This is a genomic window from Pseudomonas sp. DWP3-1-2 (assembly GCF_049896285.1).
GTDB lineage: Bacteria > Pseudomonadota > Gammaproteobacteria > Pseudomonadales > Pseudomonadaceae > Aquipseudomonas.
Genome location: NZ_JAFCTZ010000002.1, coordinates 156,490 through 181,358 on the forward strand (window position 1 = coordinate 156,490; position 24,869 = coordinate 181,358).

Sequence of the window (24,869 nt, forward strand, 5' to 3'; positions counted from 1 at the left end):
TTGAATGATCGTCTTACTGACTGAATAGTTAACAGGAGTCAAAAAATGAGCATCAAGGCCGCCAAGCATGCACGAGAACTGCTGCTCAAGGAATACAGAGGGGTGCTGTCGACCCACTCCAAATCCATGCCTGGCTATCCGTTCGGTTCCTCTGTTCCTTATTGCCTGGACGGGCAGGGCAGGCCTTTGATCCTGATCAGTCGAATCGCGCAGCACACGCACAATCTGGGGCAGGACCCCAAGTGTTCGTTGTTGGTGGGCGAGCGCGAAGCCGTGGATGTTCAGGCCACCGGGCGCGTCACGGTCATGGCTGAAGCTCAAAAAATCACCGAGCCTTTGGATGTTGAAGCCGCTGCCGAGCGTTATTACCGCTATTTCCCGGAGTCACGCAGCTATCACTCGGCCCATGATTTCGATTTCTGGGTGCTGATCCCGGTGCGCTATCGCTTCATCGGCGGATTTGGTGCCATTCACTGGCTCGATAACGTGGCCCTGCCAAACCCTTTTGCGGGGGCTACCGAGACCAGCATGGTTGAACACATGAATGAAGATCACGCCAAGGCCATCGCCCATTACGTGCAACTCACGGGATTGCCCCAGAGTGAACCGGCCCAACTGGCCGGTATCGACAGCGAAGGCATGCACCTGCGGATCGGTCAGGGCCTATACTGGTTGCCCTTCGCAGAGCCCTGTAATACGCCGACACAAGTGCGCGAAGCCTTGGTTCAGCTGGCTCATGCGGAAAAATGGCCTGCTCGTGACGTGCAAGGCGCTTGAATTCACGTATTTGCGACGTCACTTAAGGTCTACTGCAAGGCATTCTTGCGTTGAGGAAGTCATTTGATGCGTGTTTTTTTGCTGCTCTTTCTACTGTTTCCGGTGCTTGAGCTGTTTGTTCTGGTTCGGGTAGCCATGTCCATCGGCTTCCTGCCGACGTTTCTGCTGGTCGTGGCGACGTCCATGCTTGGCATATTTGTCATTCGCGTGGCCGGGTTCGCCACTGCGCTGCGGGCGCGTGAAAGCCTGGCGCGTGGTGAGCTGCCCGCTCAGCAAATGATGGAGGGCCTGATGATTGCGGTGGGCGGTGGCCTGCTGCTGTTGCCCGGTTTCATCAGCGACATTCTGGGTGTGATCTGTCTGTTGCCGGTGACTCGTCGAGTGCTGGTCAACAAGCTGCGTCAGCGCGCCGAGGAACAAGCCATTCGTCAACGCGCGTTCAGCGATGACATGCCGACCAGCCACGGCCCAAGCCGACCCGGCGCGATCCATCCGCCCACACGCGAACCTGACGTGATCGAAGGCGAGTTTGAGCATCGCGACAAATAGCTGCGGGGCTGTAGCCCAATGAATGTGGCACCTGCGCAGCCTGTGCGGGTGTCACGTCGGGGCTGACAGCGACCACGCCCAAGCAAAAAAATTATCCCCCAAGCCTTGTAATCACCTTGCCCGCCCTTATGTATGGGTCACCGCAAGGTTTCTGGCTACATGGCCAGACCGTATTCTGCGGTTCGCTCGTCGAACCGTAACCGGCAACGCCGGATGTTCTAACCCGCTGGTGTCGTTACCGGCCGTTTAAAAACCATAATTAGGAGATCGACAATGAAGCTTCGTCCTCTGCATGACCGCGTCGTAATCCGTCGCAGCGAAGAAGAATCGAAAACTGCTGGCGGTATTGTTCTGCCGGGTTCGGCTGCTGAAAAGCCAAACCGTGGCGAGATCCTCGCTGTGGGTACCGGCCGCGTGCTGGACAACGGTGAAGTGCGTGCGCTGGCCGTGAAAGTGGGTGACAAAGTAGTGTTTGGCCCTTACTCCGGCAGCAACACTGTGAAAGTTGATGGCGAAGACCTGCTGGTGATGAGCGAGAACGAAATTCTCGCGGTCGTCGAAGCCTGAGTCATCCCGCTACCTTTCGTTACTACTCAGTATTTAAGGAATATCGATCATGGCTGCTAAAGAAGTTAAGTTCGGCGATGCTGGCCGTAAAAAAATGCTCGCCGGTGTAAACGTCCTGGCTGACGCAGTAAAAGCAACGCTGGGTCCAAAAGGCCGTAACGTGATTATCGAGAAGAGCTTCGGCGCTCCTTTGATCACCAAGGACGGCGTTTCGGTTGCCAAGGAAATCGAACTCAAAGATCGTTTCGAAAACATGGGCGCGCAGCTGGTCAAAGACGTTGCTTCCCGTGCCAACGATGACGCCGGTGACGGTACTACCACTGCAACCGTTCTGGCTCAGGCTATCGTCAACGAAGGCCTGAAAGCCGTCGCTGCCGGCATGAACCCGATGGACCTCAAGCGCGGCATCGACAAGGCGACCATCGCCATCGTTGCTCAGCTGAAGCTGCTGTCCAAGCCATGCACCGACACCAAGGCAATCGCCCAGGTCGGTACTATCTCGGCCAACTCCGACAATTCCATCGGCGACATCATTGCTGAAGCCATGGAAAAAGTGACCAAAGACGGCGTTATCACCGTTGAAGAAGGTTCGGGTCTGGAAAACGAATTGTCTGTTGTAGAAGGCATGCAGTTTGACCGTGGCTACCTGTCCCCGTACTTCATCAACAAGCCGGACACCATGGTTGCCGAGCTGGACAGCCCGCTGATCCTGCTGGTCGACAAGAAAATCTCCAACATCCGCGAAATGCTGCCGGTTCTGGAAGCAGTGGCCAAAGCTGGCCGTCCGCTGTTGATCGTTGCTGAAGACGTTGAAGGCGAAGCCCTGGCGACTCTGGTTGTGAACAACATGCGTGGCATCGTGAAAGTTGCAGCCGTCAAAGCCCCGGGCTTCGGCGACCGTCGCAAGGCCATGCTGCAGGACATCGCCGTTCTGACTGGCGGTACCGTTATCTCCGAAGAGATCGGCCTGAGCCTGGAAACCACTACCCTGGAACACCTGGGTAATGCCAAGCGCGTCGTGCTGAACAAAGAAAACACCACCATCATCGACGGTGCCGGCGTTAAAACCGACATCGACTCGCGTATCGCTCAGATCCGCCAGCAAATCGGTGACACCACTTCGGATTACGACAAAGAAAAACTGCAAGAGCGTCTGGCCAAGCTGTCCGGCGGCGTTGCAGTCATCAAAGTCGGCGCTGGTTCCGAAGTTGAAATGAAAGAGAAGAAAGCCCGCGTTGAAGACGCCTTGCACGCCACTCGTGCAGCCGTTGAAGAAGGCGTGGTACCTGGCGGTGGCGTGGCTCTGGTTCGCTCCCTGCAGGCAATCGAAGGTCTGAAAGGCGACAACGCCGATCAGGACGTGGGTATCGCTCTGCTGCGTCGCGCTGTAGAAGCGCCACTGCGCCAGATCGTTGCCAACTCCGGTGACGAGCCAAGCGTTGTTGTCGACAAGGTCAAGCAGGGTTCGGGTAACTTCGGTTACAACGCTGCTACCGGCGAATACGGCGACATGATCGAGATGGGCATCCTTGACCCGGCTAAAGTGACTCGCTCTGCTCTGCAGGCCGCGTCCTCGATCGCCAGCCTGATGATCACCACCGAAGCGATGATCGCTGAAGTGGCAGACGACAGTAAGTCGTCTGGCGGCGGCATGCCGGACATGGGCGGCATGGGTGGTATGGGCGGCATGATGTAAGCCAGCTTTACCCCCGAAGTAACACCCAAAAAGAACCCCGCCTCGTGCGGGGTTTTTTTATGGGCTCGCTCCAACAGAGTTTGCTTCTCAGCTTGCTGTACGCTCCGCCTCAACCACCCGCGCCGGTTTCGGCACGGGCCGGTACAAGACCGCGTAATAAGCCCCCAGACAAATCAGCCAGCAAAACACCGCCGTCCAGACGTTATGCGAAAAGAAGTGCGCGCCTTGCAGCATGCGTCCGATGGAAAAGACTGTCCCGAGACCGAACGCGAGGATCAGCCCCGCTGTGGCCAGGCGCGGACGCCGGTCGCGGAACATGAAGAACAACGCAAACAGCGTAAAACCCGTTGCCGCGTGCCCGCCGGGCCAGCAACGTCCTGGCTTGTCTGTTTCCGGACGCGGGCTGAGCAGCTCGCTGTAGGTCTCCTTGCCACCAAATTCCGTCAGGCTCCAAGGGCATTGCACGGAGGTCACGACTTTGATGGGCGTGACGAAACTGGTGGACAGCGCCATGGACAGCACCAGGCACCCCAACTCCCGCCGCCATGGCATCAACCGCTTGACCTTGAATGCGGCAATGAACGCAATCAGCGACAACACACCTGCTGCGATCACGGCATTCTTGGCCCAGTCATGCATCACGTTTTCGAGAAAGTAGCTGTGTCTGCCGATGAACGCGCCTGCAACAGGGTCATACGCCAGTTTGGCGATGTCCATGTCCAGGGTTGTCAGTTCCAGCAAAACCAGAACGAAGGCGGTGAAAGCGGGGATACCCAAAACTATCCAGAGGTTGAGCGGGCGTGAGTAAGGCGGGACTGAAGCTCTCGACATGGCGGATCCAGATCAGCGAAAGGGAAACCTCGTACGACGGCCGAGGGAGGACTAGTCTGATTTTCTGGCTGTCGGAAAGCCGTGAATCCCGAGTGAAAAAAACGTTAGGCCATCCGGCGCTGGTCCTGAGACTGACTTGGCCTTAAGCTGCGCCAGCCTTATTGCATACGGAGGGCGGCACCATGCGAATTCTGCTCGTTGAAGACAACCGCGACATTCTTGCCAACCTCGCGGATTACCTGGAAATGAAGGGCTATACCGTCGATTGCGCTCAGGATGGTCTTTCCGGATTGCATCTGGCCGCCACCGAGCATTACGACCTGATCGTGCTCGATATCATGTTGCCCGGCATTGACGGCTACACCCTGTGCAAACGCCTGCGCGAAGATGCGCGGCGCGATACCCCGGTCATCATGCTCACTGCCCGGGATCAGCTCGACGACCGCCTGCAAGGCTTCCGTTCCGGTGCAGACGACTATTTGCTCAAGCCGTTTGCCCTGTCTGAACTGGCCGCACGTATCGAGGCGGTACTGCGCAGGGCCCAGGGCGGCGGTCGCCGGACCCTGCAGGTGGCGGACCTGATCTACGACCTGGACACGCTGGAGGTCACCCGCGAAGGGCGACTGCTCAAGCTCAACCCGGTTGGCTTGAAACTGCTGGCCGTATTGATGCAGAAAAGCCCCCACGTCTTGCGCCGGGAGATTCTCGAAGAAGCCTTGTGGGGCGACGATTGTCCGGACAGCGACAGCCTGCGTAGCCATGTTCACCAACTGCGTCAGGTCATCGACAAGCCGTTTCCAAAGCCGCTGCTGCAAACCGTGCACGGCGTCGGGTACCGCCTGGCCGAGGGTAAAGATGGAGTTTAAGCAAAGCCTCGCGCAACGGATCATCATCGCCTTTGCCCTGATGAGCGCTCTGGTCGCCGGGTCTTTCGCCATGGGGATCGTCGCCACGGTGCACCTGGTTGAAGAAAAACTGATTTCCGCAGGCCTGGGCGGCGACCTCAATCGGTTGCTGCTGATGGACAGCGTCAGCGACTGGAGCCATCGCCCCGAGCCTGACCAGCTGTTTTATTTCAGCGGCGGTCCCGGGGACTTTGATGTGCCCAAGGATTTGCGTCATCTGGAGCCGGGGTTTCACGAGGTCTTCCGCGGCCCCTTGTCCTACCATGCCATGGTCGAAGTGGTAGACGGTCGGCGGTATGTGCTTCTGCAGGATCAAAGCGATTTCGAGGAGCGTGAGCGCGTCCTGTTTGCCGTGGTATTGGTCGGGTTCGTGCTGGCGTTGGCGCTGGCGGTGTTTCTGGGCTGGGTCCTGGCGCGTCGAGTCATGGCACCGGTTGTGCGCCTGGCCAGGCAAGTCCGGCATCGGGATCAACTGCTGGGGCTTGCACCCCCTCTGGCCCCTGATTACGCCGCGGATGAAGTGGGCGAGCTGGCCGTGGCGTTCGACGCAACGCTGGGCCGCTTGCGCAATGCGTTGACTCGCGAGCGCATGTTCACCAGCGACGTGAGCCATGAATTGCGCACGCCCTTGATGGTGCTTGCCAGCTCCTGTGAGTTACTGCTTGAGAATCCGGCGCTGGATACCCGTGCCCGTGCTCAGGTAGAACGTATCGCTCGGGCTTGTGAGGAAATGCGCGACCTCGTCCAGACCTTCCTGATGCTGGCCCGTACCCAGCGTGAAGACGCAACCATGACGCCCAGAGTAGGGCTGCGTACCGTCGCGGAACAACTGGTCGCGTTGTGGCGAGGCCCTATCGAAAGCAAAGGGTTGACGTTGAATTTTCTTCCGGATGCCGCTGACCCATCGGCGGACGTTCTGTACAACGCCACTTTTCTCCATGCCGTCATGGGCAACCTGCTGCGCAACGCCTTGCACTACACCGACACCGGTTTCATCACGTTGACCTTACAAGCCGATGGCTTCTTTGTTGAGGACAGCGGGGTGGGCATCCCTGAAGAAAAGCGCGAGGCGATGTTTGAGCCGTTTGTGCGCGGTAATGAAAAACGCGGGGAAGGGCTTGGCCTGGGCTTGTCGCTGGTGCAGCGGATTTGCGAAAACCAGGGCTGGACCGTCGGTCTGAGTTCGATGGAGCCCAACGGGTGCCGCTTTAGCGTCAAGCTAAACCCCCGGTGACCTTTAAATCCCAGTGTTTCTGACTCGCAAAAACCGTCGCTCTCCTGAAGAGTGGCGGGGTGCTGGCTTTAAGCGGTTGAAAACTCTAGAAACACTTGTCCTGTCAAGTGACATTTTTTTCACATTTGTATGACCTGACGATGACGCAAGGCTGGCTAAGTTGGCAGCTATCTGAATCAGGAGATTCACCATGAGCAAACGAATCGAGCTCGAGTTTTCCCGTAAGTACAATCAACAGCACGCTCAAAAATATTTGCAGAAGCATCAGGACAATCTGTCGCGAAGGCTGTCTCACAGGCGCGATGAGCAACTGGCCCGCAAAGCCCTGAAGCTTGCGGGTGATCCTGGCCTGGTGCTTGATTTGCCTTGCGGCGCGGGCCGGTTCTGGCCGCTGCTGGCGGAAAAGCCCAATCGAGTGATCATCGGCGCTGACAATTCCGCCGACATGCTCAGCACGGCGTGCCAGTCTCAGCCCGTCGAGGTGGTGAAACGGGTACAACCCTTGCAGACATCAGCGTTTGCGATTGATCTACCCGACAATGCCGTGGACAGTATTTTTTGCATGCGCCTGCTGCACCATGTGGGCGACGCGGCCCATCGGGTGGCGTTATTGCAGGAGTTTCAGCGTGTTACGCGCGACAGCGTGATCATCTCGCTGTGGGTGGACGGCAATTTCAAGGCCTGGAAACGCAAGCGCAGTGAGCGCAAGCGGCGCGAGGAAAAGGGCCAGGAAGGTTACCAGAATCGCTTTGTGTTACCCGTGGCTACTGTAGAAGCCGAATTTGAACAGGCAGGTTTTCGAATCCAGGAGCGGATGGATTTCCTGCCGATGTACGCCATGTGGCGTGTCTATTTATTGCGCAAGAGGTAACAGGATGGGTGTGGAAGGTGTAGCAGAATCGACAGTTGGCCAAGGCGAGCGCTTTGCCTATTTCTGGAACCAGCGCGGGGAGTGGGTTGAAGAGCCCAATATTCGTCGTGGTGGTGAAAGCGGCGTGCAGCGCGTCCTGACTGAAAACGGTCGGTTGATCTACATCAAACGTCAGACCGGGCATATCTATCGCAGCTGGCTTCACCCGTTTGGCCGACCCACCGTACTGCGCGAGCGCGACGCGCTGGAAGGCTTGCGGCAGCTCGACGTGAATGTGCCGAAGATGATTTTCTGCGGGGCCGAGCGCGATGAAAACAATGAGTGGCGCGCATTGCTGGTGACCGCCGCGCTGGACGGTTTTGAAGAAATCGAGAACTGGTATGCCGCCGGTGGTCGCGAGCGCTATGGCGAGGCGTTGCATGAGCAGATGCTCCATGAACTGGCAGTCAACCTGGCGCGTATGCATCGCGGCCGCTGGCAACACAGCTGCATCTACATCAAGCACGTATTCGTCCGCGTGGTCGGCGAGGGCGCGGATGCCCGGGCTGAAGTTGCGCTGCTGGACCTTGAAAAGTGCCGCCGCCGCCTGACGCCTTATGCGGCTGCCCAGCACGACATGAAACAATTACGGCGCCATTCGTCATTCAGCACGGCGGACTGGCAAAAACTGGTTTACTTTTACGAGGCAGTGTTTGGCAACACCATCAAAGGGTTAGAGTGATGAAACTAGAACTGGCTCGAACTATTTTTGTACTGGGCGCGTTGGCTGTTGCTTCGGTTGCGGTCGCGGCCTGGGAAGAGCCAGGTACGAAGATCCTGAGTGCCTCACAGGGTGAGGGCCAATGTCTGTTGCCGAGGGTGGCCCGGATCGAGCGTGATCTGAAACCCGACCACGATCTACTGCTGTTGATGTTCGGCCTGGCTCAAGGCTCAGGGCCGCAACGTTAAGACAGTTTGCTGGCATAGGCCCCGTTTCCGGGGCCTTTTAGTTTTTGCAGGTTGTCAGGGCTGAGGCTGCACAGGTCGCTCTGCCGCCACCGGGTTCTTTTCCGGCGCCGCCAACACGGTATAGACGCATGGCAGCACGAACAACGTAAACAACGTCCCGACCGACATCCCCGTCGCAATCACGATACCGATATCGAACCGGCTCACGGCACCGGCTCCGGTCGCCAGAATCAAGGGTACCATGCCGAAAACCATGGCAGCGGTGGTCATCAATACGGGGCGCAGGCGAATCGCCGCCGCTTCTTCCACCGCTTCCCTGGCTGACAGACCTTTGTCCCGGCGCAGCTGATTGGCGAATTCCACGATCAGAATCCCGTGTTTGCTGATCAGCCCGATCAGCGTCACCAGCCCCACCTGGGTGTAGATGTTCATGCTGGAAAAACCCAGGAACAGCGGAATCAAGGCGCCGCAAATCGACAGCGGCACGGTGACCAGTATCACCAGCGGATCGCGGAAACTCTCGAATTGAGCCGCCAATACCAGAAAGATGATCGCCAAGGCCAAAGCGAAGGTGACCCACAACGCGCTGCCTTCCTGAACGTATTGTCGCGACGCGCCCGCGTAGTCATAGGCAAACCCTGCCGGCGCTTCTTCGCTGGCGATCTGGCGGACCGTGTCGATAGCCTCGCCCATGCTGACGATGGGGAACCCCTGGATGATGGCGGAGTTGAGTTGCTGGAATTGATTCAACTGGCGTGGCCGGGCGCGGTCACTGACGGTGATCACGGTGGAAAGCGCCAGCAACTGGCCTTCGCTGTTCTTGACGTAATAGTTGTTCAGCCAGCCCGGGTTGTCCCGAAAAGCACGTTCAACCTGAGCAATTACTTTGTAGCTGCGCCCTTCGATGGTGAAGCGGTTGATTTCCGCCTCTCCCAGCAAAGTGGCCAGCGTTGCGCCCAGGTCGGCCATGGAAACCCCCATCTGCGCCGCCTTGGCCCGGTCGATATCCACCACCACTTCCGGTTTGTCGAAGGCCAGGTCGATGTCCAGAAAGGCAAACTTGCCCGACTCCGACGCGCGCGCCTTGATGCGCTCCGCCACTTGCAGCAGTGATGCGTAGTCATTGGGCGTGTTGATCACAAACTGAAAGGGCAGGCCTTCACCCGTGCCTGGAAGCGATGGCAGGTTGAAGCCGAAAATCTGCAGGCCACTGATGCCAGCCAGCTTTGCCTGAACCTCCGGCAGAATCTCCATCTGCGTGCGGCTGCGTTCGTCCCAGGGTTTGAGCAGGAAGCCGCCGACGCCGGTTTGCACACCGTTGAAGCCGTTGATCTGGAACGACGAGTAATACTCGGGAAACGCTTTGAATATCTCGATGAACTGGTCGGTGTAGTGGTTGATGTAATTCAGATTCGTGGGCTGCGGCGACGTCGCCATCAGGAAAACAATGCCTTGGTCTTCATCCGGGGCCAGTTCCGACTGTGTGAACTTGATCAGTACGGGAATCAGACACAACACGATCACGGCAAAGACCAACACCACCGGGCGCGTATTGAGCGTGCCGTGGAGCATGTGACGGTAGCGTGTCTTGAGGCGCTCGAAAATCTGATCGAGCTTGTGGGCCAGACCGCTGGGGTTTTCTTCATGGCGCAGGAGCAAGGCGCACATCATCGGCGACAGGGTGAGCGCGACAATGCCTGAAATCACCACCGCGCCGGCCAGCGTCAGGGCAAACTCCTTGAACAAGGCCCCCGTCAGACCCTCCAGAAAGCCGATGGGCGCATACACCGCCGCCAGCGTGATGGTCATGGAGACCACCGGCATGGCGATCTCACGCGCGCCTTCCAGCGCTGCATCAAGCGGCGTCTTGCCTTCCTCGATGTGCCGATGGATGTTCTCCACGACGACAATCGCGTCATCCACCACCAGACCGATGGCCAGCACCATGGCCAACAGTGTCAACAGGTTGATGGAGTAACCCATCAGTTGCATGAAGAACAGCACGCCGATCATCGACAGCGGAATCGTGATCACCGGAATCAGCACCGAGCGAAACGCACCCAGGAACAGGAACACCACGACAATCACGATCAGCACCGCTTCAATCAGGGTTTTCACCACCTCGTTGATCGAGGCCTGGATGAACAGCGTGGCGTCGTAAGCAATGGAAACCTTCAGGCTGGGCGGAAGCTGGCTTTCCAGCTCCGGCATGATGCGTCGCACTTCCTTGATCACATCCAGCGGGTTGGAACTGGGCGTGCCCTTGATGCCGATATAGACCGAAGGCGTGCCATCGAACGAGCTGACGGTATCGTAGTTTTCCGCGCCCATCTCCACTCGCGCCACATCGCCCAGCAAAACGCGACGGTCACCCACGGTCTTGAGGGGGATGGCGGCGAAGGCTTCGGCGGATTTCAGCTCTGTGGTGGCGTTAATGCTGGTGACGACATACTCGCCCTTGATCTCGCCAGCCGCCGACAGATAGTTGTAGCGCCGTACCGCATCGGTGACATCTGCCGCCGTGAGGCCAAAGCCCGCCAGACGTACAGGATCGAGCCACAGCCGCATGGCGAAGACCTGATTGCCGAGGATTTCGGCTTCTGCCATACCCGGCAGCGTCGCCAGTTTCGGCTGGACCACGCGGGACAGGTAATCGGTGATCTGCGGATTGCTCAACTCGGTACTGTAGAAACTGATGTACATCAGTGCCGAAGCGTCGGCCGCTTCCTTGCTGAGCACCGGATCCTCGGCATCTTGCGGCAGTTGGTTCTTCACTTCGTTGGCCTTGGCCAGCAATTCGGTGAACAGTCGGTCGCTGTCAGCGCCGATGCGTGCATAAACCGACACTACTGAAAAATTCTGGCGGCTGACCGACGTCATGTAGTCGATGCCTTCAGCACTCGCCAGACTTTGCTGCAGGGGTTGTGTGATATAGCCCTGAATGGTTTCGGCATTGGCACCGGGGTACGCCGTGGTCACCGTGATCAGGGCGTTTTCCATTTGCGGATACTGGCGAATCGTCAGCTTGCTGAAAGCCTGGAAACCCAGCAGCACAATCAACAGGCTGACCACGGTGGCGAGCACCGGCCGGCGTATGAACGGATCTGTAAAGGCCATGAAGAATTCCTTGATCAGTTCGCGCGAGGCTGGCTGTGTGGTTCGGGGGCCAGGGTCGTGTCAGCGCTGATGGCGACATGCGCGCCGCTGTCCAGCTTGAGCTGACCACCGCTCACCACTTGCTCGCCTGCCTTGATCCCTTTGCTGATGATCACCAGCCCATCGCGGCGTTCGCCGGTTTCCACAAAGCGTCGCTCGACGACCAGGCGCGGCTGGCCCTTGGCGTTTTGTTCCGGCTCTGCCTTGTCGCTTTTTTCCGACGTTACTTTCTCTGGAGCGACGACGTACACCGAGTTGCCATAGAGCGTGTAGGTGATCGCACTTTCCGGCAGGACGATTTGCGTCTTGGGGCCGGGTAACAGGACCTGAAGATCGCCGAACATACCGGGCAGCAATTTGCTTTCAGGGTTGGGAAGTGTGGCGCGTACCAGTACGTTGCGAGTGGCTTCATCGACCTTGGGGTTGATTGCGCTGAGCGTTGCTTCGAAGCGCTGCCCGGGATAGGCCGCCACACTGACCAGGGCTTTCTGACCCACAGCCAGGCTTGGCAGCGCCTGTTCGGGCACGTTGAAGTCGAGATAGAGGCTGCTCAGATCCTGCAAGGTGGCGATGACCGTGCCGCTGGCCAGGTAGTCACCCACATCCACCTGACGAATGCCGATGATGCCGCTGAACGGCGCCAGAATGCGTTTTTTCGCCAGCGACGCATTCAATTGCGCCACCGTCGCATTGGCCTTTTCCAGTTGCGCCGCCAGCTTGTCAAATTCACCTTTGGAGATGGCCTGGTCGCCCACCAGTCGGCTGCCGCGACCGTGTTCTACCCGGGCCAGGCCAAGGTCGGCCTGCGCGGTGCCCAGCAAGGCTTTTTCCACGTCGCTGTCCAGTTGCAACAGAGGCTGACCGACGCGGACACTCTGCCCTGAATCAAACAGCACCGCCTTCACCGTGCCCGCGATTTCCAGGCTCAGGTCAACGCCTTGCAAGGCTTTGAGCGTACCAATGGCCGGCAACCGGCTTTGCCACTCGCGCTCGCTGGCGGTGACCACCGGCACACTGATCGGCGGTTTGGGCGCGCTGAACTGTTGGATTTGTTGATAGACAGAAAAAGCCTTGTAGCCCGCCAGCAGTAATACCACCAACAGCACTACACCCAGCATGATCCACATACGGCGACGCAGCATATTCACTTCCTTGCAAATACAGGTTGAATCAGGCGAGCACGTTAGTCCTGCGGCTCGGGAATCTGCCTGATAAAAAAGTCACGCAATAGTACTTCAAAGCCGACGTTTTGCTCGGGTTTGTCGTGGCGGATGTGCAGGGTTTTTGTCATGCCAGATGCAAATGGTTGTCCCAGAAGCCTGCGGGCAAATCCAGCGGCGTGGCCAGCAGATCGTTCTGGCGGCAATCGTAGAAACGGCATCGGCCCTGGCCGGAGGTAACGACGAATCCCTCGGCCACGGCGCCTACGCCAGCGCAATCGGGCAGGGGGGCGTCAAGGCGGACCGCGCCGCTGTCCAGGTCCCAGATGAAGAACCGGTTGCCTCGGGGGGCTGTGAGGGCGACCAGTCGCAGTTCGCTGTGTACCGCAACGCTGGCGGTGTAATGGTTCATCGCCGCCCGTTGCTGTTCGTCAACCGGGAACGCCTTGAAAGGCTGGCCCGGACGCTTGATGGCCAGCAGCTCGGCGCTCTCGTGGGCATCGCCCATGAATTGCTGGCCGGTAACGATGGTGCCGTCGCTGGCGATGCCCATGTGGCGCACGCTGTTCATGGATTGGCTGAGGGTTTCCTTGCTGAGCAAGGTGCCGTCGCGTTTCATCAGCACCAGACTGGGCTCCATGGCGTTCAGGTTCATTTCGACCCGGCTTTCGGCCTCGGTGCGTATGCCGCCGTTGGCGACCACCAGGGTTTCGCCGTCGGGCATCCACGACACTTGATGCGGACCAATGCCATGGGTGGAAATCTCGCCGGCATGCACCAGTCGTTCACCTTCAAACCGATACACGCCCAACAGGCCGCGGCCCGGATCGGTGGTGTCATTTTCTGTGGCGTAAAGCCACTCGCCACCGCTGTGAATCACCGCGTGCCCATAGAAATGCCGGTTCGGTTGCGAGGTGATGGTCTGTAACAGCCGACCGTCCTGCAGATCAATCAGATAGCTCTCGGTGCCAGGACGGCGGGCAACGAACACCGCCAGGTTCAGTGTTGGATGATTGATGATGTCGTGACAACGCTGGCCGACCCTTGTGGCAAAGACCTGTTTGCCATCCAGTCGATAGCCCACGGCGTAATGCTGCCCGTCGGCATCGTCCCGGGCAGACAGCAGCAGCGGGCTTTTGCCTTTTTGGCGAAACAGTGTCCAGCCACCCAGCGTGCAAGCGCTGAGCAGCAGACTTCCGAGGGCCAGGACCTGGCGTCGCAACATCATCACAATCCTCTCGATCAATCGCCGTCGTTGGCGTTGAAACCCAACTGAATGCCCAGCGCCTTGGCCAGTTCACCTTCGTGCAGGCGGTGGACCACGTTGAGGCTGTCATAGAACGCATTGAGCTGTTGACGGCCTTCATCGCTGGCCAGCAGGTCAGCAAGGGGAGGCTTGAGTTCAGACAACAGTTTCAGACTGGCCGCGTAGGCAGCGTCAATCTTGTCGGCCAGTGGTTTCTGTTCGGCGGGCAACAGGCCGCGCAAGCCATGATTGTCCACACCGGTCCACACCGCTTCAGCGCTGTGCAGGCTGGCTTCCAGGCTGCTGAGCGAAGCCTTGCTGCGCCACGCATCGGCCTGGAAGGGTTGCGGCAGACCTTTGGTTTGACGGCCCAATGGCGTGCCGAGTTTTTTCTTCAGGCTGTCCAGCGCCGTCACCTGCACGCGCAAGAGCTCTGCAATCGCTTCGTGAGAATCGGCGTAGCGTTGGTTCGGGAACTTGCTCAGCTGCGCGAGCATGCCGTCATTGCTGTTCCAGCGGCTGAGGATTTCTTCAGCCAGGTTTTTCTGACGCTCGCCAATGGCCATCAGGAGCGGGCAATAACGGGCTTTTTGCTCGGCATCGGCCATGTCGATTCTGGCGTCGAACAAAATGTATTCATAGGCCGACAGGCCTTGCACCACAACGCTGGATTTGGACAGGGCTTCTGCGCTGATCTGCGGCTGCGCGGTCACCAGTTGCTCGACCTGACGACCCACCAGGTTTTTCTTGTCTGGCCAGAACTGTACCTGCCAGGCACGGTTGCCTTCGGCCAACGGGCCGATCAGCAAGGGCTGCAATTGGGCCCAGGTTTTCTGTGCGTGCAGGAAATCGGCGCGAGCGGTGGCCAGATCGGTCTTGCCCTGACAGAAGGCCAGGGCGCTGGCCGCCAACTGGCGATCCGCGTCGACCCAAAGGCTGTAGGTGGGCAGGATCACCTGTTTGGCGATGGCCGCCGATGTAACAGCCTGTGGGTCGGCCGGTGCGCAGGCACCCAGTGCCAGTGCAGCCAGGCTGGTGAAGAGCAACTTGGGACGGAACATGTCCGGTTCCTTATGTTTAAAAGAAAAAAGTCATAACGAATTCAGGAACGCCAGCAGCGCTGCGCGTTGCTTGGCATCGAATGCCAGGACCTGGCGTTGTGCCGCCTGTGCCTCACCGCCGTGCCAAAGCACCGCTTCCAGCAGGTTTCGAGCGCGGCCGTCATGCAGAAATTGAGTGTGTCCGCTGACTGTTTCTGTCAGACCAATCCCCCACAGCGGTGGGGTGCGCCATTCGCGGCCTGTCGCCTGGAATTCGGTGCGATTGTCCGCCAGTTCTTCACCCATGTCGTGCAGCAGAAGATCGCTGTACGGACGAATCACCTGATCGGCCAGCTCTGGCTCAGCGGCATTATGGGAGGTCTTGAACTGTGGCGTGTGGCATTGCTGGCAACCCGCTTTATAAAACAGATTCTTCCCGGCTAACACCTGTGGGTCCTCAATGTCTCGTCGTGCAGGCACGCCCAGGTTGCGGGTGTAAAACAGCACCAGGCGCAGAATGTTGTCGCTGACCTCGGGCTCGCCATCAGGCCCATTGCCGCTGGGTGCAGCACGGCAGTCAGTTTGCGCGGGGGTGCAGTCATCAAACGTTCTCAGGCCGGTGGTCAGGCCCATATCGCCTGAAAACGCGTGAACGTTTTGTTGGTTGATGTTGGGCTGGCCGGCCTTCCAGCCAAATTTCCCCAGCGCGACTTTGTGTTCGGCGTCGTCCCAGACCCAGTTCGGACGCCCGGAAATACCATCCCCGTCTTTATCGTCCGGATCGGCATTGGCCAGAATCGCCGTATCGGGAATCGCCTCCAGCAACCCGAGGCCGATCATGGGCGGCGCGATACGCGCCGAGGCGCGGGTTTCGGGATGCATCGGGCCATAGCCCAGTTGCGTAATGCTCAACGTGGGTTTGCGCAGCTCAACCTGAGTACCGTCCCGGAAGTGCACCGGCAACGGCTCATATTTGACCCGCACACGACCTTCGGGCTCGACGCCGGGGATCGACATGTCTTGCAACTGCCCGCCATAAGTCGGTTCGGGCAAAACGCCTGCGGTTTTGATCACGTCCGCGTGGTCGGGGTTGTCCGGGATCGACAGCCGCACCAGCATCGACACCGCATTGCTGTCACCGTCCTCCGGCGGATGGCCGCGGCCGTCCTTGATGTGGCAGTTCTGGCAGGCGTTGGTATTGAACAGCGGGCCCAGGCCATCCCGGGCCGTGGTGGTCGACGGCGCGATCACCCAAGGGCTGCGAAAGAAACTGTTACCGACGCTGAAATCCAGCCGTCGCACAGGCGAAAGATTGGCTGATGGCAGAGAAAACGCGTTGCGATCCGCCTTGTTGACCGTCGCCGCCCCACCCGAAGACGCTTCGCCCGGTTCAGCCTGGGTGAAACGCGGGGCGTCATCGCACCCGCCCAGGGCAACGGCAACGAACACGGCAAGGATCGAGCGAAGCGACGTAGTCATATACATCCGGCAACCAGCCCAAAATCGGGGCGTGCAAGCTTAACAGTCCCGCCCGGTTTGAATAAGAGGGATTATCGTTTGCCTTGACCTGTCGCAATGGGTTGTTACGAATTTTCTGGCTTCGGGATTTCGACGTGCTGGACATTTTCGGAAATTTTGTTCTGCGCATGAAAACGGTCAAACAAGCTTTTGCCTTGCCGCAAACTCTTGCGCACGGCCTTGCTCTGTTCGATCAGCTCAGCGCTGGGCTTCCGCCATTGTTCGGGCGGTAAAGGTTGGGACCAGTCCAGAACACTTTTCGGAAAGCTGGTTTTCGGCAGGCGCTCGACCCAGGCGGCGATGTGGCAGGGCAGGGTCCAGCCGCTGCAGAACTGGATAAGGATGAAGCCGAACAGATACGTCACGTACCAGTGATTGTCGCGATACATCCGACGGCACAAATGAAAATAGGCGACCGTACCTTCTTCGTGCTCCTCACTCATCGGTTGCGGTAACGCGCTGAGGCCTTCTTCCATATAAACGCGAATGGCTTCCCACTCACTGACCGCCAACATCAGCGATGCCGTGGGCACGGTGATCCAGACTACATCGCCACTTTCAGAATCCCGCAGGCCAATCATTAGCGAAAAACTGTTGTGGCTGCCGTATTGCGTAACAACCTTGCCGCTGCTGACGCAGGCGATGACTTCTTCCCACGGTACAAAGCGCGGCGGCTGACCGCGTTTGGCGACGTAGGCAACTTCGCGGCGTTGGCGGTTGAAGCGGATGGGGGGATAATTAATCAAGCGATGAATTGTTCGAAGAAATAATCCACCGTTAAAAGTTGCCAGACTCGCGATAAGAGCCCAAAGGAACCAGTTAGGAAAGATAAATGAGACAGTCGTTTCAATAAAGCCTTCACCATATAAAAGTTGTTCCGCAATGCCTGTTCCGATGCCTATTGCCAACAAGAAAACGATAGTCGCTATTAATGATCCAGTCGCACAGCGGACAGAAAATTCAATAGCGCTACTTTCCATTACAAAATCTAAATGTACGTGGTTCGACTCTCTATTCGGGGCCTGCGAGCTGAGCGCCGCTACTCCTGTAGGAACAGGACGTGGTGATAAGTAAAAAACCTCCGTACTTGCCCGGTGTTCGAGGTCGCCCGCCTGGGGAAGAAGCATTGGGTCAGCTGAAATCATTAAGCATTGCTCGTGTAATTTGGATTTCTTCCAGGCTTTTTATAATGATTGGCGATGCTGCTCTCACTGTGGAAGCCGTGTCTGTAAGCGGTGCTGGCCATTTACATTCTAATAAGAGGGATTATCGTTTATCTTGACCTGTCGCAATGGGTTGTTACGAATTTTCTGGCTTCGGGATTTCGACGTGCGGGACATCTTCGGAGATTTTGTTTTGCGCATGAAAATGGTCAAACAGACTCTTCCCCTGACGCAAACTCCTGCGCACGGCCTTGCTCTGTTCGATCAGCTCAGCGCTGGGCTTCTGCCATTGTTCGGGCGGTAAAGGTTGGGACCAGTCCAGAACACTTTTCGGGAAGCTGGTTTTTGGCAGGCGCTCGACCCAGGCGGCGATGTGGCAGGGCAGGGTCCAGCCGCTGCAGAACTGGATAAGGATGAAGCCGAACAGATACGTCACGTACCAGTGATTGTCGCGATACATCCGACGGCACATATGAAAATAGGCGACCGTACCTTCTTCGTGCTCCTCACTCATCGGTTGCGGTAACGCGCTGAGGCCTTCTTCCATATAGACGCGAATGGCTTCCCACTCACTGACCGCCAACATCAGCGACGCCGTAGGCACGGTGATCCAGACTACATCGCCACTTTCAGAATCCCGCAGGCCTATCATCAGCGAGAAACTGTTGTGGCTGCCGTATTGCGTAACAACCTTGCCGGTGGTGACGCAGGCAATGACTTCTTCCCAGGGAACGAAACGCGGCGGCTGACCGCGTTTGGCAACGTAGGCAACTTCGCGGCGTTGGCGGTTGAAGCGGATTGGGGCCGCGCGCGTGAAGTCGTACACAGCTTTAATAAATGTTCCGACGTATAGCAGTACTAAAATTGATAGGGTCCCCCAAACGTACCAGTTAGGTGAGGCAAACAGGATTAATATTTTGAAAATCGGCAGGCCATAAGTTATATGGCTGTATAGACCTAAACCTATGCTTCCGAAAAAAAACAGTAGCACGATCACCATAATCGATCCAATTCCGCATCTGGCTCCGAATTCCCATGAGACAGTTCCGATAGCGAAATCAAGATAATTGTCGCTAGATGCTTTGCATAAGCTCTTCGCGCTGATGGCATTTGCTCCAGTGGGAACGGGGCGCGGTGCCAGATAAAAAATGTCTGTATTGATTTTTTGTTCGCTATCGCCAGCATGGGGTAGCCGCTCATACTTACTTGTCGGCATTGAGCAACTCCTTAGTGATTTGGACGTATTTCAACGACAGAGCCGATGTTGGTGTGACAGCTGAAGCTGTGATGAGCTTGCTGCTGACAAAATTTCTGGAGAGCGCGACGCGATAGTGAAGATGGCCAGTATCTTTTTTCAGGTAATGCGTAGCGAGTGTGGGCCTTACAGCAAGCCAAAGTTGGAGCTGAGCCGTAGGCCCATGCCACTGATCGGGTATTTCTAAAGATAGTGTCAATGGCTTGTCGTTAATCACTTGAATCTGTGACGTGAGCGCTTCGCCAGCATCCCACTCGTCCGGAGATTTTTGTAATGAGGCGCTCCACCGGAAGGAACTGTCATTAAACGTCGCCATAGTCAAACCTGGCAATGTCAGATGCAAAACGCGACTCTGTTCCCCGTCGACGTACCGCTCATACATACCTTTATCGATAATCGTTGGTGAAAAGGTCGCTTCAGCTAGTTTCTGGGAGTGGACAGCCCAACTCCAGTTTTCAGGCTTGAGTCCCCAGCAACAGCCTTGCATCCAACGCTGCTGGTCATCGATGTTGTAGTAGTTGTACAACGCCTCGCCACCAATTTGCAGGGCGGTAAACGCGAGTCCCCACGGAGTTAGGCGCATTGAAAGGTGGAGAAATCGCGAGCCACGTGTTGCCCAAGCATTGCTTATTGCTAGTTTTCTATCTGATGGCAGCGCTGCCGAGTAATCGCTGATGAGCCCTAATCCTTGCTTTACCGCATTTACGGTGATTGTGCCTGTGACCGCTATCGATCCAATATCTCCGGTTACACCGGCCAAGGCCCCAACTTTTTCCCCAGCAGTGCCACTGACAAATGCCCCATGCCACTTGTTCCAGTTGTCCATCGTAGTCGCTACGGAACCGACGAAGGTCATTGGGGAGATTGCCATTCCAAGGCCTAGTCCTAGCTTTCCAGCCCGAGCGGCAAAGAGTCTGCCAGCAGTCCCGTCGCTATTTTGAATTACGGCATACATCGCTTTATCGACCATCGCGATATGCACCGATTGATATACCGATAACGAAGCCGCAGCGATACTAGACAAAGCTCCGATTAATATGAAACTCTGTTTCACCAATGCGCGGTTATCAGTAGTACGAGGGTCCCAAGCTGTCCAAGCCTCTACCACATTCCCCACCTGCAACCCAACCGCCAACAACGGAATCCACCCACTCTTAAACCCCGCCTTCCAGGCCCCATCAGTCTCATAACCTCCTGAAAACCCCGCCCGGAATCGACGAGTATCCTCATACAACGCGCTCGATTGTTCCGACGTGAGGTTCAAGCGCACGCCGATGTAGCCGGTGGAGAATTTGCTGTTGGGGGATATTCCGTCTTCCAGATATCGCACCACTGCCGAGCGCTGGTTTCGCGTTTCCAGTAGCGCTTCGCTGATGCGCTGTTTCTCGACCGCTGCCTGATAGCGCTGGTCTTCGCTGCGCATGCGACTGCGGGCGAGCTTGTCGTAGAGCTTGCGGTCGGTCTTGAGGTTTTCTTCGCGTTCAAGCAGTGCGCTGAGGCGGGTGAAGTTGTCCTTGAATTTCTGTACATCGGCTTCGCTGGCGATGCTCAGTGTGGCGCCTTGCTGTTGCAGGGCGACCAGTGTTCCGAGGCGATGGGCGCGGTTGGTGTATTGCTGGAATGCCTGGAGATGCTGGCGCAGGTCCGGGGTTTCCAGTTTTGCCTGCATTTCGGCCAGCCATTTTTCCAGGCCCAGGGCGATGGCCGGGATGTAGGTGGCGCTCACGGCCTGATGCAGGGAATGGGCTTCACCTTGCAGATGCAGGCTGCGGGTCCAGTGATTGCCCATGATGCGCTCGATCTCGGAGATTCGCGCCTGAGCACCGGCCATGTCGCTGGAGAAGCCACGGGTATCGTTGAGCAGCTTGATCAGGTCGCCGGATTTTTTGCGCAGGAACTCCAGGTCAACCCGTCCGTAGAACACTGGCAGCACGTAGAACGGGTACTCATGAAAGTAGTCGGCTATTTTCTCCAGCGCTTCATCGGTGCGGCACAGGTCGCGGGTGCAGTTGTACTCCATGGCCAGCGCATTGCTCAGTTGCTCGGGGTGCTCGGGATCGAAATACCAGGCGCTGCGATGGAATTCGCCTTGGGTGAACAGATAGAGGCGGTCATCGGTGATGGCGTCCAGACGCTCGGTCCAGCGTTTGAGGTGCAGACGCTCGCGCTTCAAGTAGCTTTGCATCTCCTCATGGCGGACCAGATCGAAGATGCCTCGCGACCCGAGGCCGACGCCTTCCAGCGTGCCTGTGCTGCTGTCTTGCAAGGCATCGATTTCGTCTTTGAGGTCGGCATGTCGAGATTTGCCTAATTCATCGACCATCCGAGCATGTTTGGCATCCATCTCGCGTCTGGCAATCACGGTTTCAGGGCGCTCGCGAAGCTCGGCACCCCGTTTGGCCGAGTAGCGGCCATCTTCGCCCGGAGTTACCGCCAAGCCTTTGCTGTTCTCCCAACGCCACTGGTTACGCGCGTTGATGTAGTCGTAGACAGTGATACGTTCGTCAGGCGTGGTTTTGCTGAAAAAGTCTGAGTTGTTTGCCGTCTTGGGCACGTTTTTCTCGCCAATGGTCATCAGCGTGTCGATGTAACTGCCGACTACGTAGCGCATCTCGTTGTCATGTTGTTGGGTCCAGTGCTCGATCCATTCGACGACCTTGTCCTGTTCATCGGCAAGGTCGCGCATGATGCCGATGCTGTCTTCCGGAACCAGATACAAATGGTTGAACTGGTATTGCGCGTTCAGCGAGTCCTTCAACTGGCCGATGTGCGCTTCTCGGAACAGACGCTGATCTTCCCAGACGTAATCCTGACTTTCCTCGGGATGAGCATCGGGCGTCAGGCATAGTTCGGCAGGCTTTTCGGCCAGTTCGGCGAGGGATTGCCTGATCTGCTTTTCGACCCGCAGGTGCTTGCCGCCTTTTTCGCAGTCGGTAGCAGCCAGATCCACACGTTGCATGAAGTAGAGGCGATCAGCCTTGCTACCAATCACTTTCGAGCATTTGGCGGCGGTCCATTGCAGTTCGGAATAGGCGACATGCAGTACGCTGTTGCGGGCAAAGACCAGCGTGGCCTCGCCCACTGAGTGGCTGCGTAAATCCCGTGAAACCTCGGCACCTTGCCAGAGCAGTTTCACCGGGACGCCATTTTCGATCCGGTATTCGTGCAGATAACTGCTGGCTTCGTCGATGACATACAAGTAACCGTCGCGGATCAGGCGCAGGCCTATCGGGCGCTTCAGATGCTTGTAAGGTGTTGCCGAGATATCACTGACCAGCCGTTCAACGCGCCCGTAACGCACCGGCAGCAACTGGATTTTTTTACCCATCAGCGGGCAGGTGCCGAGGCTGTCGCGGGCATCTTTATGGCCACCGCTTCGGGCCTCCCAGTAGGCGCGGTCTTTATTCGACAGGCGTTTCTCGTTCATGGCTGATCTCCTGATAATTCCCTGTCTTGCTCAAGGGCCAGCTGGTTGGCTTTTTGCACGCGTTGCGAAGGCGTCAGCGGTGATGACGTGTAAAGCAGCCTGGTGATGTCGTCGTGCTTAGCCGTTGGCTGACTGTCGAGAAATTCCATGACATTGGCGTAGTGCAGGATGTCGCTCTCACTGTGGAAGCCGTGTCTGTAGGCGGTGCTGGCCATTTCATGGAAATAGGCGAAGCGCTCCCGTGCGTTGAGCTGCATCTGGAAGTTCGGAAAGTGTTGACCCATGTGCCGTTCGAGCTTGAGGACGGTGTTGCGAAAATTGACGTCGTTGAGTGCCTCGATCTGGGCCTCGTTCAGGCGATAAAGGGCCTGGTGCCCGCCGACTATTGGTTCACCCTGGCGTTGATGGTGCCGCCAGGCTTTGCGATACGGATCCACGGCGTAGACCTGCTCGACAGGACCGAACAGGGCGTTATCAGTCTGGTGGGGATAAAGGTCGAACAGGGCGTTGGCAACAGGCGGATCGGAGAGGTTGAGCAGGGTAGGTTTGCCGACCGGCTCATCGACCGTGACCAGCCAGTGCAGGTGATCGACGACGCATTGCGGTTCGGCGCTGCTGAAGAGCAGCAGCCCCCAGATGCGCTCCGCGTTCTGCAAGTAAGCGAGCAGTACCGGGTCATGGCTTCCTTCAAGCACCACCAGCACCGGCGAGACGTCCAACAACTCTTTGAAGCGTGTGCCCAGAAACAGCGGATGGCAGTGAACAGCTGGATTCCACTGATACAGCCGGGGCAGTAGATTGCCGGTTCGTGCGGCATTGAGCAGCAAGTAGCCGTTTTTCGACCAAGGGAGGTCATTGGGGGCGGATTGAAGCTCGTTCATCGAGGCGCGCCTTGCTCGGAGCATGGGGGAAACCCAATACTCAGTGGCGATGCGAGCTGCTTCAATACGGTAAAGCGTGTTTCGGAAACGGCTTACAGCAGTTACAGATGGATCGCGGCCGCAAGGTAATCAACAGGAAATCAGAGGCATAAAAAAATGCCAGTCAGCAAGCCGACTGGCATTTTTCATTTCACGCGTTAAAAGCGTTCAGACGCGAACGCTCCAACAGCGAAGATCAGAACTCGTGATCAGCGTTGTCCGGGTTCAGGTCGGTGATGCCCAGTTTGCCCGCAGCCTGTTCGATGGCTCCGGTCTGCTTGACCAGCGCGGCGATGGCGTCGCGTACGACCTGATTGCCTTCGGTGTTGCCCGCGGCGATCAATTGGTCGAAATGCTCGCCTTTGTTGGCGTGGTCAACGATGACCTGCAGTCTGGCTTGTGTGTCGTCCAGATCGGCGCGAAGTGTCGCGTCGGTGGCCGGGTCGACTTTGGCCACCAGGGACGACAGGCTCGGGCCGCTGATTTTGGTGCCGTCTACGCGGGTGTATTCACCCAGGTAAACGTTACGAATGCCTTTGCCGTTGTAGTAGTGCGAAAAGTGAGTGTTGTCGCTGAAGCAGTCGTGCTCGTCTTCGCTGGAGTTGGCTTCCAGCGCCACTTTCATGCGCTCGCCCGCCAGTTCGCCCAAGGACAGGCTGCCCATGCCGAACAGCATCTTACGCAGGCCGTTTTCGCCAGACTCGGCTTCCAGGCTGGCGCGATAGTTGTCGGCAACGCCGGCTTTCCAGTTGTTGGACATTTCTGTCAGGTCGCTGACCAGCAGGTCGGTCACGGACTTGAGGTAATCGCGGCGACGGTCGTTGTGGCCGCCGGTGCTGCCAGCGCCTTCCACGTAGTCGGACGCCGGGCGTTCACCGGCACCCGGACCATTGCCGTGCAGGTCCTGGCCCCAGAGCAGGAACTCGATGGCGTGATAACCGGTGGCGACGTTGGCCTCGGAACCGCCCAGCTCATTGAGGCTGGCCAGCTTTTCAGGGGTGATGTCTTTAACGTCTACCTTGTCTTCGCCCACCTGAACTTCAGTGTTGGCGATGATGTTGGCGGTTGCGCCGGGGTTGCCCAGCGCGTGCTGGTAATCCTTGGCGACGTAGTCGATCAGGCCTTCGTCCAGGGGCCAGGCGTTAACCTGTCCTTCCCAGTCGTCGATGATGGTGTTGCCGAAGCGGAAGACTTCGCTCTGCATGTAGGGCACGCGGGCAGCAACCCAGGCGTCGCGGGCGGCCTTGAGGGTCTTGTCGTTCGGGTTGGCGAGGAAATCGTTGACTGAGGTTTGCAGGGTTTTGGCGGTGGACAGGGCGTCGTCGAAGACTGCAGAAACCATGGTGGCATAGTTGGCCACAACGGCTTTGGTGGCGGCGTCGGCCGATTGGTCTGCGGCTGCAGGCGCAGTGGTGGCCGCTGCTGGCGCGGGAGCTGCTGCGGTGGCGGCAGGGGTCGGCGCGGCAGCTTTTTCTTTGTCCTTGCCTTCGCCACACCCGGCGAGGGTAATAGCGATGGCCAGCAAACTAGCGGTTGCCAAAGGCATACGAGTCATGACGAAATCCTGGGTCTAAAGGGTTTAAGGCGCCCGGCGCCCAAAAAAAGC

General features: G+C 57.7%; 20 protein-coding genes. 9 read left to right on the top strand and 11 right to left on the bottom strand.

The genetic code is table 11. The features are described from left to right. Positions 1-45: 45 nt before the first annotated feature. From ACP7B0_RS06595 to groL, 4 genes are all read left to right on the top strand, one after another. Positions 46-777 (top strand): HugZ family protein, encoded by a 732-nt coding sequence (locus tag ACP7B0_RS06595; RefSeq protein WP_426140262.1) that lies wholly within the window; start codon positions 46-48, stop codon positions 775-777. Positions 778-843: 66 nt separating this feature from the next. After that, positions 844-1,326, top strand: a complete 483-nt coding sequence (locus tag ACP7B0_RS06600) for an FxsA family protein (protein ID WP_426140263.1) — start codon at positions 844-846, stop codon at positions 1,324-1,326. 273 nt (positions 1,327-1,599) lie between these two features. Beyond that, the gene (locus tag ACP7B0_RS06605) at positions 1,600-1,893 is read left to right on the top strand and encodes a co-chaperone GroES (protein WP_020292988.1); all 294 of its coding nucleotides are present in this window, start codon (positions 1,600-1,602) and stop codon (positions 1,891-1,893) included. A 49-nt stretch (positions 1,894-1,942) separates the two neighbouring features. Then, complete coding sequence (gene groL / locus ACP7B0_RS06610) at positions 1,943-3,589, top strand: chaperonin GroEL (RefSeq protein ID WP_426140264.1); 1,647 nt, start codon at positions 1,943-1,945, stop codon at positions 3,587-3,589. Positions 3,590-3,676: 87 nt separating this feature from the next. Here the strand turns inward: groL and ACP7B0_RS06615 are convergent, their stop codons facing one another. After that, entirely contained in the window at positions 3,677-4,420 is a 744-nt protein-coding gene (locus tag ACP7B0_RS06615; protein WP_426140265.1) for a phosphatase PAP2 family protein, read from the bottom strand. 182 nt (positions 4,421-4,602) lie between these two features. Here ACP7B0_RS06615 and colR point away from each other — a divergent pair, with 182 nt between their 5' ends. From colR to ACP7B0_RS06640, 5 genes are all read left to right on the top strand, one after another. Further along, positions 4,603-5,286 carry a two-component system response regulator ColR gene (colR, locus tag ACP7B0_RS06620; protein WP_426140266.1) on the top strand — a complete coding sequence of 228 codons (684 nt, stop codon included), beginning with the start codon at positions 4,603-4,605 and terminating at the stop codon, positions 5,284-5,286. Continuing rightward, positions 5,276-6,559, top strand: a complete 1,284-nt coding sequence (locus ACP7B0_RS06625) for a sensor histidine kinase (protein WP_426140267.1) — start codon at positions 5,276-5,278, stop codon at positions 6,557-6,559. The genes colR and ACP7B0_RS06625 overlap by 11 nt, the downstream gene beginning before the upstream one ends. Positions 6,560-6,749: 190 nt before the next feature. Continuing rightward, entirely contained in the window at positions 6,750-7,430 is a 681-nt protein-coding gene (locus ACP7B0_RS06630) for a class I SAM-dependent methyltransferase (protein WP_426140268.1), read from the top strand. Between the two features lie 4 nt (positions 7,431-7,434). Further along, positions 7,435-8,151, top strand: coding sequence for a lipopolysaccharide kinase InaA family protein (locus ACP7B0_RS06635; protein ID WP_426140270.1), 717 nt, complete (start codon positions 7,435-7,437; stop codon positions 8,149-8,151). Continuing rightward, complete coding sequence (locus tag ACP7B0_RS06640; protein ID WP_426140271.1) at positions 8,151-8,378, top strand: hypothetical protein; 228 nt, start codon at positions 8,151-8,153, stop codon at positions 8,376-8,378. Before ACP7B0_RS06635 ends, ACP7B0_RS06640 begins: the two co-directional genes overlap by 1 nt. 54 nt (positions 8,379-8,432) lie before the next feature. On the opposite strand, the gene ACP7B0_RS06645 is transcribed toward ACP7B0_RS06640, so the two are convergent. From ACP7B0_RS06645 to ACP7B0_RS06690, 10 genes are all read right to left on the bottom strand, one after another. After that, entirely contained in the window at positions 8,433-11,495 is a 3,063-nt protein-coding gene (locus tag ACP7B0_RS06645) for a multidrug efflux RND transporter permease subunit (RefSeq protein WP_426140272.1), read from the bottom strand. A 14-nt stretch (positions 11,496-11,509) separates the two neighbouring features. Further along, entirely contained in the window at positions 11,510-12,676 is a 1,167-nt protein-coding gene (locus ACP7B0_RS06650) for an efflux RND transporter periplasmic adaptor subunit (protein ID WP_426140273.1), read from the bottom strand. A gap of 145 nt (positions 12,677-12,821) precedes the next feature. Continuing rightward, positions 12,822-13,919, bottom strand: a complete 1,098-nt coding sequence (locus ACP7B0_RS06655) for a DUF1513 domain-containing protein (protein WP_426140274.1) — start codon at positions 13,917-13,919, stop codon at positions 12,822-12,824. 17 nt (positions 13,920-13,936) lie between these two features. Continuing rightward, positions 13,937-15,001 carry an imelysin family protein gene (locus tag ACP7B0_RS06660; protein WP_426140275.1) on the bottom strand — a complete coding sequence of 355 codons (1,065 nt, stop codon included), beginning with the start codon at positions 14,999-15,001 and terminating at the stop codon, positions 13,937-13,939. A 30-nt stretch (positions 15,002-15,031) separates the two neighbouring features. Then, entirely contained in the window at positions 15,032-16,459 is a 1,428-nt protein-coding gene (locus tag ACP7B0_RS06665; protein ID WP_426140276.1) for a di-heme oxidoredictase family protein, read from the bottom strand. 104 nt (positions 16,460-16,563) lie between these two features. Continuing rightward, entirely contained in the window at positions 16,564-17,643 is a 1,080-nt protein-coding gene (locus ACP7B0_RS06670) for a DUF6708 domain-containing protein (RefSeq protein ID WP_426140278.1), read from the bottom strand. A gap of 154 nt (positions 17,644-17,797) precedes the next feature. After that, entirely contained in the window at positions 17,798-18,877 is a 1,080-nt protein-coding gene (locus tag ACP7B0_RS06675; protein WP_426140279.1) for a DUF6708 domain-containing protein, read from the bottom strand. After that, on the bottom strand, positions 18,864-22,343 hold the full coding sequence (locus ACP7B0_RS06680) for a toxin VasX (protein WP_426140280.1): 3,480 nt from the start codon (positions 22,341-22,343) through the stop codon (positions 18,864-18,866). The genes ACP7B0_RS06675 and ACP7B0_RS06680 overlap by 14 nt, the downstream gene beginning before the upstream one ends. After that, positions 22,340-23,224 carry a DUF4123 domain-containing protein gene (locus ACP7B0_RS06685; RefSeq protein ID WP_426140281.1) on the bottom strand — a complete coding sequence of 295 codons (885 nt, stop codon included), beginning with the start codon at positions 23,222-23,224 and terminating at the stop codon, positions 22,340-22,342. Before ACP7B0_RS06685 ends, ACP7B0_RS06680 begins: the two co-directional genes overlap by 4 nt. A gap of 235 nt (positions 23,225-23,459) precedes the next feature. Then, a complete protein-coding gene (locus tag ACP7B0_RS06690; protein WP_426140282.1) occupies positions 23,460-24,818 on the bottom strand; it encodes an imelysin family protein in 1,359 nt (452 codons plus the stop codon). Between the last annotated feature and the right edge of the window lie 51 nt (positions 24,819-24,869).